The 12,663-nt window shown below is 63.9% G+C and carries 12 protein-coding genes; 5 read left to right on the top strand and 7 right to left on the bottom strand.

The window, feature by feature from the left end:
* Position 1 precedes the first annotated feature (1 nt).
* Both CO666_RS23405 and lpxK read left to right on the top strand, forming a co-directional pair.
* The gene (locus CO666_RS23405) at positions 2-724 is read left to right on the top strand and encodes an HAD family hydrolase (protein WP_097614538.1); all 723 of its coding nucleotides are present in this window, start codon (positions 2-4) and stop codon (positions 722-724) included.
* Between the two features lie 105 nt (positions 725-829).
* Entirely contained in the window at positions 830-1,876 is a 1,047-nt protein-coding gene (gene lpxK / locus CO666_RS23400; protein WP_097614584.1) for a tetraacyldisaccharide 4'-kinase, read from the top strand.
* Here lpxK and CO666_RS23395 read toward each other — a convergent pair.
* Both CO666_RS23395 and mutL read right to left on the bottom strand, forming a co-directional pair.
* On the bottom strand, positions 1,873-2,103 hold the full coding sequence (locus CO666_RS23395) for a DUF2093 domain-containing protein (RefSeq protein ID WP_003570032.1): 231 nt from the start codon (positions 2,101-2,103) through the stop codon (positions 1,873-1,875). The genes lpxK and CO666_RS23395 overlap by 4 nt on opposite strands.
* 67 nt (positions 2,104-2,170) lie before the next feature.
* Entirely contained in the window at positions 2,171-3,973 is a 1,803-nt protein-coding gene (gene mutL, locus CO666_RS23390) for a DNA mismatch repair endonuclease MutL (RefSeq protein WP_097614537.1), read from the bottom strand.
* Positions 3,974-4,157: 184 nt separating this feature from the next.
* Between mutL and CO666_RS23385 the strand changes: the two genes are divergently transcribed.
* Together CO666_RS23385 and CO666_RS23380 are read left to right on the top strand one after the other, a co-directional pair.
* Complete coding sequence (locus CO666_RS23385) at positions 4,158-5,903, top strand: response regulator (protein ID WP_097614536.1); 1,746 nt, start codon at positions 4,158-4,160, stop codon at positions 5,901-5,903.
* A gap of 140 nt (positions 5,904-6,043) precedes the next feature.
* Complete coding sequence (locus CO666_RS23380; RefSeq protein ID WP_085736386.1) at positions 6,044-7,405, top strand: putative bifunctional diguanylate cyclase/phosphodiesterase; 1,362 nt, start codon at positions 6,044-6,046, stop codon at positions 7,403-7,405.
* A 74-nt stretch (positions 7,406-7,479) separates the two neighbouring features.
* On the opposite strand, the gene CO666_RS23375 is transcribed toward CO666_RS23380, so the two are convergent.
* The 5 genes from CO666_RS23375 to CO666_RS23355 form a co-directional block, all read right to left on the bottom strand.
* On the bottom strand, positions 7,480-8,088 hold the full coding sequence (locus CO666_RS23375; RefSeq protein WP_097614535.1) for a PRC-barrel domain-containing protein: 609 nt from the start codon (positions 8,086-8,088) through the stop codon (positions 7,480-7,482).
* Between the two features lie 233 nt (positions 8,089-8,321).
* On the bottom strand, positions 8,322-9,209 hold the full coding sequence (locus tag CO666_RS23370; protein ID WP_097614534.1) for an SMP-30/gluconolactonase/LRE family protein: 888 nt from the start codon (positions 9,207-9,209) through the stop codon (positions 8,322-8,324).
* Between the two features lie 4 nt (positions 9,210-9,213).
* Positions 9,214-9,846: a 2-dehydro-3-deoxy-6-phosphogalactonate aldolase gene (locus tag CO666_RS23365; protein WP_097614533.1), complete on the bottom strand. Its 633-nt coding sequence runs from the start codon at positions 9,844-9,846 to the stop codon at positions 9,214-9,216.
* A 13-nt stretch (positions 9,847-9,859) separates the two neighbouring features.
* Entirely contained in the window at positions 9,860-10,774 is a 915-nt protein-coding gene (locus CO666_RS23360) for a 2-dehydro-3-deoxygalactonokinase (RefSeq protein WP_097614532.1), read from the bottom strand.
* Positions 10,774-11,541, bottom strand: a complete 768-nt coding sequence (locus tag CO666_RS23355; RefSeq protein ID WP_179869750.1) for an SDR family NAD(P)-dependent oxidoreductase — start codon at positions 11,539-11,541, stop codon at positions 10,774-10,776. The genes CO666_RS23360 and CO666_RS23355 overlap by 1 nt, the downstream gene beginning before the upstream one ends.
* A 117-nt stretch (positions 11,542-11,658) precedes the next feature.
* On the opposite strand from CO666_RS23355, the gene CO666_RS23350 reads away from it, so the two are divergent.
* On the top strand, positions 11,659-12,456 hold the full coding sequence (locus CO666_RS23350) for an IclR family transcriptional regulator (protein ID WP_097614582.1): 798 nt from the start codon (positions 11,659-11,661) through the stop codon (positions 12,454-12,456).
* Positions 12,457-12,663 lie beyond the last annotated feature (207 nt).

Below are 12,663 nucleotides of genomic sequence, written 5' to 3'. Positions count from 1 at the left end.
CATGTCGGCTGCGGCCCCTATCAAAGGCATTCTCTTCGACAAGGACGGCACGCTGCTCGACTATGACGAGAGCTGGCTGCCGGTCAATCGCGAGCTTGCCCGCATTGCCGCGGAAGGAGATCCGCTTCTCGCCGACCGGCTGCTTGCCGCCTGCGGCATGGATCCGGTCACCGGCCATATCGTTCCCGACAGCCTGCTTGCCGCCGGCAATACCCGCCAGATCGCCGAGGGCCTGGTTGCCGCGGGCTCGATGGTCGATGTCGGTGAACTGACGGTGCGCCTCGACGAACTCTTTTCCAGCGCCGCCGAATTTTCCGTGCCGGTGACCGACCTCGCCGGCTTCTTCGCAAGGCTGCACGGACGCGGTTTCAAGCTCGGCGTCGCCTCCAGCGACAACGAGCGTTCTATCCGCCAGACGGCGGAACGCTTCGGTTTTGCCCGCTATGTCGATTACATCGCCGGTTATGACAGCGGTTTCGGCACCAAACCCGAGCCGGGCATGCTGCTCGGCTTCTGTGCCGCGACCGGCCTCTTGCCAGAAGAGGTCGCCATGGTCGGCGACAACAACCACGATCTCCACATGGGGCTGAATGCCGGTGCCGGGCTGAGGATCGCGGTGCTGACGGGCACTGGTTCGCGCGATTCGCTTGCTGCGGCCGCCCATCACGTGCTCGACGATATCACCGCCATCGAGACGCTGTTGCCGGATCTGCAGCCGGCCTAAACCTGTAAGGACTTGCATTTTCATCGGTTTTGGCTTCTCAATCCGACCCGGGCGAAAAGCGCGGGGTTCGACCGTCGCCAGCCGGGCAGGGAGCAGAACGGCAAGATGATATCCGAAGCGCCGCCGTTCTGGTGGAGGAAAGCCGATTGGCGGGCCTGGCTGCTCGCGCCGCTTTCCTTTCTCTACGGCCGTATCGCCGGCCATCGTATGGCCCATGCGCGCCGCGCCTCCGTTCCCATTCCGGTCATCTGCGTCGGCAATTTCACCGTCGGCGGCGCCGGCAAGACGCCGACGGCGCTGACCATTGCCCGCGCCGCCAAGGCCAAGGGGCTGAAGCCGGGCTTTCTCAGCCGCGGTTACGGCGGCTCGCTCGACGTGACGACGGTGGTCGATCCCGATCATCACCGGGCGGTTGCCGTCGGCGACGAGCCGCTGCTGCTTGCCCAGGAGGCGCTGACGGTGATTTCCCGAAGGCGCGTCGACGGGGCTCAGCGTCTGGTGGCCGAAGGCGCCGATCTCATCATCATGGACGACGGTTTCCAGAGTGCCCGGCTGGCGATCGACTATGCCCTGCTGGTCATCGATGCGACGCGCGGCCTCGGCAACGGCCATATCGTGCCGGGCGGCCCGGTCCGGGCGCCGATCCGCCAGCAGCTCAGTCACGCGACGGCCCTGCTGAAGGTTGGCGGCGGCAATGCCGCCGACAGGATCGTCCGCATGGCGGCGCGCGCCGCCAAACCCTATTTCACCGCATCGCTGAAAGTGCGCGGCGACAATACGCTCGCCGGCACCAAGGTGCTCGCCTTCGCCGGCATCGCCGATCCCGCCAAATTCTTCCGCACTGTGGAATCACGCGGCGCCGAAATCGTCGTTGCCAGGAGCTTCGGCGACCACGAGCATCTGACCGAGGAAGAGATCGACGACCTCCTGACGACCGCCGAGCGGCAAGGCCTTCTGATCGTCACGACATCAAAGGATTTCGTTCGCCTCTCCGGCCATCCCGGCAAGGCGGCAGAGCTTGCCGAAAAGAGCCGGGTGATCGAGGTCGACATGGTCTTCGAGGATCACCTCGCGCCAAGCCTCATCATCGACCGGGCGATCGTCGCCTGCCGCGAGCGGCGCTTGCGGGAGAAGAAAGCCGAACGGGCCTAACGCCGCTGGTTCGGCAGCACGCCGGCGCGTTTGTCGGCTTCGATCGCCGAGATCACGTCTGCATAGGGTTCCTGGCGGGCGACGCTCCAATAGCGCAACTCGTCGAGCGGCACCTGTTTTCCCGTCATCGCACAGACGACATAGGAGCCGGGCGAGAGAATCTGGAAATCGCCATCGAGATACCGGATCTTCGCTTCGCGGTTTCCATGGCCTTCGAACAAATTCATGCGCTCCGTTCCCTGCAGTCTGTCATCCCCTTGCCATACTCTCGAAAGGGCTGCTTTTCCAGCTTTTTTAGCTTCTGCCGAAAAGCCGCTCGATATCGCTGAGCTTCAATTCGATATAGGTCGGCCGGCCGTGATTGCATTGACCGGAGCCGGGCGTCACTTCCATTTCCCTGAGCAGCGCGTTCATCTCCTCCGGCCGCAGCCGCCGTCCGGAGCGCACCGATCCGTGGCAGGCCATGGTCGCCGCCACATATTCGAGCTTGGCCGACAGGCCGGACGCCGTATCCCATTCGGCAATCTCGTCGGCAAGCTGGCGGATCAGGCCATGCGCGTCGACCTCGCCGAGCATGGCCGGCGTTTCGCGCACGGCGATTGCCCCGGGGCCGAAACGCTCGATCGAAAGGCCAAGCTCGGAAAGCTCGGCCGCATGCTGCATCAGCCGGTCGCAATCCTCTTCCGGAATGTCGATGATCTCGGGAATGAGCAGCACCTGCGAGGCGAGCCGCTTCGAATGCAGCGCCTTGCGCATCGCCTCGAACACCAGCCGCTCGTGCGCGGCATGCTGGTCGACGATGACGAGCCCGTCCTCGGTCTGGGCGACGATGTAATTTGCGTGGATCTGCGCCCGCGCCGCGCCGAGCGGATAGCGCGCGGTCGGTTCGGGGGCGGCGGGCTGCGGCGAAAACTGCGGTTCGGCCCGCGCCGTCGGCATCGACAGTCCGTCGAAGGAGGCCTGTGGCCGTTCACCGAGCCCCATTGCCGGCTGGTAGGGCCGCGACGGCGAGGTCTCGGCCGACCATGCCGTCTGCGGCCGCGGCGCGTAGGACTGGAAGCCGGGGCGGAAGGCGCGCAGCATGTCGCTCGCCCCGGTCGTTGCCGCCCGGCTGCCGTCGCGTGCCAGGGCCTCGCGGATCGCGCCGACGATCAGGCCGCGCACCAGGCCGGGATCGCGGAAGCGCACGTCGGATTTGGCCGGATGGACGTTGACGTCGACGAGAGCCGGATCGAGCGTGATCGACAGCACCGCCACCGGATAGCGTCCTGAGGGGATGGTCTCGGCATAGGCGCCGCGGATTGCCGAAAGGATCAGCTTGTCCTGCACCGGCCGGCCGTTGACGAAGGCATATTGATGGGCGGAATTGCCGCGGTTGAAAGTCGGCACGCCGGCAAAGCCAGTGAGCGAGATCTCCTCGCGCACGGCGTCGAGCGCGATGGCGTTGTCGCGGAATTCCTTGCCGAGCACCTGCGCCATACGCGCCAGGTGATCGTCGCCGGTCGCCGGAAATTCCAGCGTCGCGCGGTCCGAGCCCGACAGCACGAAGCGCACAGCGGGAAAGGCGATCGCCATGCGCTTGACGATTTCGGTAATCGCGCCGGCCTCGGCCTTCTCCGTCTTCAGGAACTTGAGCCGCGCAGGTGTGGCGAAGAACAGGTCGCGCACTTCGACGATCGTCCCGGGATTGGCGGCGGCCGGGCGCATATGCGCGATCTTGCCGGCGATCACGGCGATCTCGTGACCGCCGTCGCTGTCGCGCCTGCGGCTGGCGATGCTGAGCCTCGCGACCGAGCCGATCGAGGGCAGCGCCTCGCCGCGGAAGCCGAGCGTGCGGATATCCTCGAGCGTGTCGGATAATTTCGAGGTGCAGTGGCGCCGAACCGCCAGTTCCAGATCGGCCGCGTCCATGCCCGAGCCGTTGTCGCTGACGCGCAGCAGCGCCTTGCCGCCGCCCGCCGTGGCGATCTCGATGCGCGTTGCGCCGGCATCGAGCGCGTTTTCGATCAGTTCCTTGGCAGCGCTCGCCGGCCGTTCGATGACTTCGCCGGCGGCGATCTGATTGATGAGCGTTTCGGAAAGCTGTCTGATGGCCATGGGCTATTTTCGAGGATTCGTGGGCCGGAGGGAAGGGGTTTCGACAGGCTTTCCCAAAGCCTGATCGGCGGCTCTCCCCAAACTTGGGAATAGGTAATGTTAAGCCGGTTTTAACATAAAAATGGCATTTCTAATCATATACCTCCGGAAGCTGTGAAATCGAACAGATGTGGGACGCAATGGAATGAGTGCCGGCTTCGAAAAGGCGGACACATCATCGGAAACCGACGGGATTTCCGCCGACGCCGATCTGCAGACGGCGCTTTTCGATGTGGTGTGCGACAGCCTTTCGGCCGCTTTCATCATTTACGACAAGAACGATCATCTGATCTTCGCAAGCCGCCAGACGCTCGAATTCTTCCCGCTGCCGCCTGAGATGCTGAAGCCCGGCACGCGGCTTCGCGATTTCCTCGGCGCGGTCTACGATACCGGCATTCGCCAGCAATATGACGTGAAGCAGCGCGGCTCGCTCAGCCGCGAGGACTGGCTGTCGCAGAAAATCGCCTCGCATTGGCGCGAGCGCTTCGAATCCGTCGAGCGCCACGGTGCCGACAGCTGGGTCCGTTTCGCCAAGCGCAGGCTGCCGGGCGGTTACGGCGTCACCATCATTTCCGATATATCGGAGGACAAGAAGCGCGAAGAGCAATGGCGCTCGGACCTGGAGCGCGTGCAGCTCACCGAGGATATTCTCGACAATCTGCCGTTCCCGCTTTTCGTCAAGGACCGCAACCTCACCTATGTCGCGGTCAACCTTGCCTTCTGCGAGAAATATCAGACGAGCGCCGACGAGGTGCTCGGCCGCAAGAGCGCCGATCTCTTTTCCGACGAGATCGCCAAGCGCTTCGAAGAAAGCGACCGTCACGTGCTGGAGACCGGCGAGATGTCCATCTCCCGCCAGCGGCAGATCTCCCGCGACGGCATCGAGCGCGACATCGTCAGCCGTAAGCATCGCATCGGCAAGCCGGGCCGCTATTTCCTGGTGTCGACCATGCAGGACCTGCCGCGCGACGGCGCCGATCTCGAGGAGTTCGGCCGGGCATCGGCGATCACCACCTCGAGCCATCAAAGCTACCGCCGGGCCTATGTGCCGATGCCGAGCGCCGTCGAGCGCCGTGAGCCGGCGGCGATGGAAGCGATCGTTCCGGAGAATTTCTCCGGCCGCAAGGTCCTCGTCGTCACCGCCGACCTCGCCGCCGAGACCGCCGCTTTGCGCACACTGTCGAAATACGGTTTCGAATCCTGCTCGGTCCGCGGCGAGGACGAGGAGGAGCGGTTCCTGGAAATCGCCACCTCCTCCGGCATCTCGCTCGATCTCCTGATCATCGACAATCAGATGGGCATGCGCTGCCTGGAGCTCGCCGAGCAATACGGCATCCCGTCGCTTGTCATGGACGGCTTCCAGATCGCCAACGAGCTCACCTTCCAGATCGCCCGCCATTTCAACCGCAACAGCCGCAACAGCGGCACTGGCGCGGATACGGATTGGGAAATCAGCATTTCCGACGATGTGGTCGGCCTGCAGGTTCTCGTCGCCGAAGACAATGATATCAATCAGATCGTTTTTTCGCAGATCCTCGAAGGCCTCGGCTATCGCCATATGATCGCCGCGACCGGCGACGAGGCCGTGCGCCTCTGGGCCGAACACCGGCCGCAGATCGTGCTGATGGATATTTCCCTGCCGGGCTTCAACGGCTTCGAGGCCGCCCGCCTGATCCGGCAGATGGAGGAAGCCGGCGGGGCAACCCGCACCCCGATCATCGGCGTTCTCACCCAGGCCTTCGAAAGAGACCGCGCCGAATGCGTCAAGGCGGGCATGGACGATGTCATCATGAAACCCGTCAGTCCCGACATGCTCGAGGCCATATTTCAGAAACACCTGATGGATGAGGCCGTGCGCGCCGCCGCGGTTGCAGGATCGCGACATGCCTGAAAAGAAAGAGATTTAATCGGGCATACGCGTCAACTCCCCAGATTTAGGGCGCTTCAAGCGGCAATGCCAGACGATTTACTATCGAATTGTTAAGACATGGCGGTCATTCTTTGCATGGCGCGGGAAAGCTCGGGTGGAGAATGAAATCGGCGGAAACAGCTTTCTTGACCGTCGGTCAGAATGAGCTTCAAGCGATGGCCTATACCGATCCGCTGACCGGATTGGGAAATCGGAATCGGCTGCGGGACAAGGTCTTGCAGATCTCCTCCGAGCGCGCCAGCGATCCGGCCCCCTTCACCATCGGCATCGCCAATCTCGACAGTTTCAAGCCGATCAACGATCTCTTCGGCTCGACAGCCGGCGATGAAATCCTGTGCCAGGTCGCCCATCGCCTCCGGGCCTGCATTCCCGATGGCGCATTGGTCACCCGCCACGACGGCGATGAATTCGCCTTCGTGCTGCCGCTGATTTTCGAGCGCGCCAGTGCCGAGAAATTCGGCCAGATGATCCGCGAGGTGCTGTCGGCTCCCTATGATCTCGGCGACCGCAACGTCCGTCTCTCCGCCTCTCTCGGCTTTGCCATCTACCCCTTTGCCGGCGAGGATTGCGAGGAGCTGCTGAAGAGTGCGGAAACCGCGCTTTACCGTTCCAAGCGCCGCGGCCGCGGCCAGATCACCGTCTATTCGCGCGAAATCGCCCAGGAAATGAAGCGCGCGACGCAGCTGGAGCAGGCGCTCCGAAACGCCATCATCTCCGACGCGATCGATGTGCATTTCCAGCCGATCGTCTCGCTGTCCAACAACCAGGTGGTCGGCTTCGAGGCGCTCGCCCGCTGGAACGATCCCGATCTCGGCTTCGTCTCGCCCGGCGTCTTCGTGCCGCTCGCCGAAGAGCGCGGCTTCATCGATGCGCTGTCGGAGGCGCTGCTGCGCAAGGCCGCCGAAGCCGCCCTTTCCTGGCCGCGCGAACTCTTCCTGTCGTTCAATCTCTCCTCGGCCCAGCTGATGGATCCGGGCACCAGCGGCAGCGTATTGTCGATCCTCGGCCGCGTCGGCTTCGATCCGCATCGCCTGGAACTGGAGATCACCGAGACCGCGGTGATGAGCTCGGCCGATACCGCCCACCGCATCATCGCCGATCTTCGCGCCGCCGGTGTGCGCATTTCGCTCGACGATTTCGGCACCGGCCAATCCAGCCTGGGGCGGCTGCGCGATTTCATCTTCGACAAGATCAAGATCGACCGCGCCTTCGTTTCGCGCATCAACTCCGACCGCGCCTCCGAACACATCATCAAGGCGATCCTGACCATGTGCGACGGCCTGGAACTAGAAGTCGTGGCCGAAGGCATCGAGGATTATGCCGAGGCGGTGAAGCTGCGCACGCTCGGCTGCGGCATGGGCCAGGGCTATCATTTCGGCCGTCCGGCGGACGGGATCGCCACGCTGCGATTCCTGCATGAGAATTATTACGATCCGGCCATGGCGGAGCGTGCCAGCGCATAAAGCAAGGACGCGCGCATAAAAACGATGGCGCCCTCCGGGGAGCGCCATCGCCTACGCTATACTACCGCACGCGGTTACTTAGCCGTGGTCGAGCCGGTCGCCGTGGTATCGGTGCCGGTCGCAGCCGGGGCCTTTTCCGCCGACTGCATGGCCAGCGTCTTGAACTCAGGGGCGGCCTTCAGCGATTCAGCCGTTTCGCTCGTCGTCAGCTTGACGCTGCCGTCCTGGGTGTTCTGGGCGACGGTGATCTTTTCCATCGGCACGGCGACGTTCTTTTCGCCAATGCCGAGGAAGCCGCCGACGCCGACGATCGCAGCGACAAAGCCGCCATCCTTCTTGAGGATCAGGTCGTTGACGCTGCCGATGCTTTCATTGTTGCCGTTATAGACCGACTGGCCGATATAGGTGTTGGCGCTGACCTGGTCCGGAGCCTGCTCGGTGATATAGCCGGCCTGAGCCGTGTCCGCCGTCGGTGCTGCGGCTGGAGCCTGGGCGGCATCGCCCGCGGGCTTGGTGACGTCGGGGGTGACCGGCGGCTTCGGTGCTGCCGGATCGGCGGGCGCTGCCTGGGTCGGAGCGGCCGGATCGGCCGGCTGCGGAGCCGTCTGCGAGAATGCCGCCGGCGCGAAAGCCGTGGCAAACAGAGCGCCAGCGGCAACGGTCGTCAGAAGTTTGCGTGTCATTTCGAACCTACCTTCATTTCCCTAGAGTGATTTCTGACGCGGCAATGCCTGTTCCAGGTCTCCTTGCCGCGCCGGTTCGAAGAGGAAATGACCGGTGCGCCGATTGGTTCCGGTTGAAAACACGGAAAATTTCTCGATTCTCACGGAACATTTATCGCAGAACCGTCCCTGAAAATGAAAAAGGCGCCCCGGTCGGGAGCGCCTCTGGTGAGCAAAATTCGGATGGCCCGGCTTCAGATCACATAGACCGGATCGAATATGCCTTTGACCTCGATGCCGAGTTCCAGCAGCGCGCCGGCGCTGGGCTGCGCCGAGCGGGCATCCTCGTCGAGGCCCTCCCAGGCGGTGGTCACCGCCAGCCGGTCGGCGTTAACGCCGATAAAGGCAGGGCAGGAGGGCTGGACGGCGGGAACCTTGTAACGCGAGATGCGCAGGCCGTCGGGATTGTAACGGTCGACGACACCAGCACCCCAGCGCGAATTCCAGATATAACCGTCGGCATCGACCACCGAGCCGTCGATGTCGCCGGGCTCGTTGGCGCTGTCGACCAGCACGATCGGTTCACCCGCCGGCAGGCCGGTCTGCGGATCGACCATGACGCGCATCAGCCGGTTGAGGCGGGAGTCGGTATAATAGCCGATCGTGCCGTCGGGCGAGAAGCAGATCGAATTCGGGATGCTGATGCCGTTGAAGATCTTCGTCACCTTGCCGCCGGCGACATGATAGATGGCGCCGGCCTGGTTTTCCGCCCGTTTGCTCATCGTGCCGATCCAGAGTGCGCCGGACGGATGGGTGCGGCCGTCGTTCGAACGGTTTTCCGGCTTGTCGTTTTCGAGCGCGGCGTAGAAGGTGAGCTTGCCGCTCGCCACGTCGCGCACGAAAAGTCCTTCTTCCGTCGCGATCAGCTGCCGCCCGGCGTCGATGCGGGCAAGCACGCTCGCCATGGCCGGCAGCGGATGCACCTTTTTCGCATTCGTCGAAAGATTGAGCTCGTGCAGTTCCTTGCCAAGGATGTTGAACCACCAGACGGTATTGCTGTCCGGATCATAGGTTGGGCCTTCGCCGAGAACGGAGTTGGTGTTGCAAAGGGTCTTGCCCTCGAACTCATAAATATCGGTCATACGCTCACGCTCCCATGGCTGCATCATAGGCGTAAATGGTCGTCTTGGCGCGCTCGGCAACCTCTGCCGCGGTCATTCCCGGCTTGTAGAGGCTGGTGCCGAGGCCGAAGGAGAAGATGCCGGCCTTGGTGTAATCGCCGAAATTCTTATCCGATACGCCCCCGACGGCGGCAATCGTCAGCTCCGGCGGCAGGATGGCCCGGATCGCGGTGATGCCGGAAGGGCCGAGCACGCTCGCGGGAAAAAATTTGAGACCGGTGGCGCCGGCGCGCGCCGCGGCCAGCGCCTCGGTCGGCGTGAAGACGCCGGGCATCGTCACCATGCCGTATTGACGCGCCCGGATGATCACCTCGGGCTCGACATTCGGGGTGACGAGCAGCTTGCCGCCGGCCGCGTTCAGGCTGTCGACCGCTTCGACCGTCAGCACTGTGCCGGCGCCGATCAGCACCTCGGCCGGCGCCATCTTCGCGGCGATCTCGATGGATTTGAACGGTTCCGGCGAATTGAGCGGGATCTCGATCGCCGTCAGGCCGTTGTCGATCAAGGCGCCGACGATGCTCTCGGTCTCGTCGGGCCGGATGCCGCGAAGGATGGCGATCAGCGGGCGCTTCATCTCGGGGAAGGGGATACGGTTCATCGTGTCGGCTTTCTCAGTTCGGCCAGAGGGTTTCGGCGGCGGCCGAAAGCCCGCGGCGCACGGCGGCGTCCGCATCGATGGCGGTGAAGGGAAGGGAGAGGGTTCTGAAGGCCTGTTCGTAGAGCCCCTGCAGGCGCCCGGAAGCGACCAGGGTGATGTCCGAATTGGCCGCATCCTGCAGCGCGCCGGCGATTTCGAGGCCGATCAGCGTGCCGGAAAGCCGGGCCTGCGCCGATGCCGCCGAGATCCCGTGCAGGAGCTGGCCCGAGCGGGCGGCAAACAGCAGGTTGGAGGCAAGTGCGGGCCGTGCGAAGGCCGCCGATACCGCCGCCTCGAAGGCCGCCGCGTCCGCCGGCTGTTCTGTCGCGCCGGCAACGGCATGCGACAGGATCGTGTGTTTGCTGACGACGTCGAAAAGCTCGCCGGTCATGAAGGTCGAAAAGCCGGTGACCTTGTTGTCCCTGACATGCACCCATTTCGAATGGGTGCCGGGCATGCAGACTGCCTGCGCCTGCGAGCTTGCGGTGCCGAGCGCGCCGAGCAGCTGGGTTTCCTCGCCGCGCATGACGTCGGGGGTGGCGATGTCGCGCTGGGCAAGGCCCGGCAGGATGCGGATGTCGCGGTTTTCGCCGGGCACGCGGACCGCTCCGGTGAGGATCGCGGCGAGCGGCGCCGGCACGTCGATATAACCGGCCTCGACCCAGCCCTGCCGCGCGCCGGCCATGCCGCAGACGATCACCGGCAGGTTTTCCGGCGCCTCGACGGCCGCGAGGTGGCCGGCAAGCACCTGGGAAAAGCCGGTCTTTGCCGCACTCGTCATGCCTTCGCCGCTGCGGCGTTCGGCCAGAATGCTGCCGTCCTTGCCGATCAGCCAGAGCCGGAAACTGCTAGTGCCCCAGTCCACCGCGACATAAGCGGGATTAGCCATTACAGAATGCCTCCATCGACAATCAGGGACTGGGCGGTCATCGCCGCCGCGCAGTCGGATGCAAGAAACAGGCAGGGACCGACGATCGCGCCGGGCGTGAGGGCGGTTTTCAGGCACTGGTCCTCGACCGAGCGCGCAATGCTCTCCTCGGTCAGCCAGAGCTGCATCTGCCGTTCGGTGACGACCATGCCGGGCAGGATGCAGTTGACCCGGATGTTGTCCTGCCCGAGCTTGCCTGCCATGCTCTTCGTCAGCCCGACGACCGCAGCCTTCGCCGCCGCATAGGAGGGAAAGCCGCCCATGTTCAGTTTGAAGGCGATCGACGACATATTGATGATCGCCCCGCCGCCGGCCGCCCGCATCGAGGGTGCTGCCGCCTGCGAGGCGAAGAACACATGCCGCAGGTTGACCGCCTGGTTGTTGTCCCAATAGGCCTCGGTCACCGCGTCGAATTCGTGGCGGTCGTCCCAGGCGGCATTGTTGACCAGCACGCGGATCGGCCCGGAATTCGCAACGACGGTATCGACCGTGCGCCGGATCGCCTCGATGTCGCGCAGGTCGGCATGGTGGAAGGACACTGGATGCACCGTCTCGCGCGACAGATTTTCGGCGAGCGCGCGACCGGCGTCCTCGGCGATATCGATGAAGGAGACCTTGGCGCCCTGGCGCGCGAACCCTTCGACGATCGCAGCACCGATGCCCGATCCGCCACCGGTCACCAGCACGGTTCGGTCTTTGAGCTCGGGAAATTGTGCTGCCGGCATCATGGTTATTGTCATCGTCAGCCGCGCCTCCCGACGGCGTTATTCCATTATTTGGAACTTAATTTGACTATATGGAATTATCCAATTATGCTGGCCTTTCTGTCAAGGGTGGATGGGGCGATGAATTCAAACGGCGACGGCATGGCGCAGGCACGCGAGACCGGCACGCTCGGCAAACTCATGGTCTTGCTCGACCTCGTCACCCATGCCGACGGCCCGCTGCGTTTCACCGATATCCTGGCCCTTGCCGGCCAGCCGCGCGGCACATTGCATCGCCAGCTGAGCCACATGGTGGAGGAAGGGCTGCTCGAGCTGGACGGCGACGGCCGTTATGCGCCGGGCCTGCGCCTGCTCGATTTCGCCGCGCGCAGCTGGGCGCGCAACGAATTTCGCCTGATTGCCGAACCGCACCTTGCCGATCTGCAGCAGGCGACCGGCGAGACGGTGCATCTCGGTGTTCTCAGGGGCCAGTCGATCATCTATCTCGACAAGGTCGACGGCCGTCAGCCAGTGCGCATGTATTCGCAGATCGGCAATGCCTCGCCCTGCTACTGTACCGGCGTCGGCAAGGCCGCTCTTTCGCTGCTTCCGGCCGATCGCCTTGCCGATCTCCTCGCCGATCTGAGTTTCACCCGCTTTACCGCCGCGACCCATGTCTCGGCCGAAACGCTGCTTGCCGAAATTCGCGAAATCGCCGTTGAGGGCTATGCCTTCGACCGCGAGGAGCATGAGGCCGGTATCCGCTGCGTGGCCGCGCCCGTCTGGTCGGAGGATCGGACTTTCATCGGCGGCATTTCGATCACCGGCCCGGCCTATCGCCTGTCGATGGAACTTCTGCGCCAATGGGCCGTTCCGGTTCAGCGGGCAGCTGGGCAGATCATGGAAGGCATGCGCATCCGCCTCGGCCCGCGCCGCTGAGGGAAAATTGGCTCTCCACCCTTGCCGAACGCGATTCGGAGAGCATGCTTATGATGAGGGCGATATTGAGATTTGCCGGCGAATCACGACAACTGTAAATAGTCCTCGAAATCGACAACCACTCACCGGCCGAACGCTGCACGCCGAGGCCGGCTCCATTTGATCCAATCAGCGATCGTCATTCCCCGATGCAATCGAACCGGCCGC

Origin of the sequence: Rhizobium chutanense (assembly GCF_002531935.1) — a bacterium.
GTDB classification, from domain to species: domain Bacteria; phylum Pseudomonadota; class Alphaproteobacteria; order Rhizobiales; family Rhizobiaceae; genus Rhizobium; species Rhizobium chutanense.
The sequence above is the reverse complement of the archived record's forward strand: the minus strand, read 5'-3'. Positions and strand labels throughout refer to the sequence as shown.

Bases quoted from the DNA above. Each gene is read 5' to 3' on its own strand.
- CO666_RS23405 (WP_097614538.1), top strand. From the start codon at position 2: ATGTCGGCTGCGGCCCCTATCAAAGGCATTCTCTTCGACAAGGACGGC.
- lpxK (WP_097614584.1), top strand. From the start codon at position 830: ATGATATCCGAAGCGCCGCCGTTCTGGTGGAGGAAAGCCGATTGGCGG.
- CO666_RS23395 (WP_003570032.1), bottom strand. From the start codon at position 2,103: ATGAATTTGTTCGAAGGCCATGGAAACCGCGAAGCGAAGATCCGGTAT.
- mutL (WP_097614537.1), bottom strand. From the start codon at position 3,973: ATGGCCATCAGACAGCTTTCCGAAACGCTCATCAATCAGATCGCCGCC.
- CO666_RS23385 (WP_097614536.1), top strand. From the start codon at position 4,158: ATGAGTGCCGGCTTCGAAAAGGCGGACACATCATCGGAAACCGACGGG.
- CO666_RS23380 (WP_085736386.1), top strand. From the start codon at position 6,044: ATGAAATCGGCGGAAACAGCTTTCTTGACCGTCGGTCAGAATGAGCTT.
- CO666_RS23375 (WP_097614535.1), bottom strand. From the start codon at position 8,088: ATGACACGCAAACTTCTGACGACCGTTGCCGCTGGCGCTCTGTTTGCC.
- CO666_RS23370 (WP_097614534.1), bottom strand. From the start codon at position 9,209: ATGACCGATATTTATGAGTTCGAGGGCAAGACCCTTTGCAACACCAAC.
- CO666_RS23365 (WP_097614533.1), bottom strand. From the start codon at position 9,846: ATGAACCGTATCCCCTTCCCCGAGATGAAGCGCCCGCTGATCGCCATC.
- CO666_RS23360 (WP_097614532.1), bottom strand. From the start codon at position 10,774: ATGGCTAATCCCGCTTATGTCGCGGTGGACTGGGGCACTAGCAGTTTC.
- CO666_RS23355 (WP_179869750.1), bottom strand. From the start codon at position 11,541: ATGATGCCGGCAGCACAATTTCCCGAGCTCAAAGACCGAACCGTGCTG.
- CO666_RS23350 (WP_097614582.1), top strand. From the start codon at position 11,659: ATGAATTCAAACGGCGACGGCATGGCGCAGGCACGCGAGACCGGCACG.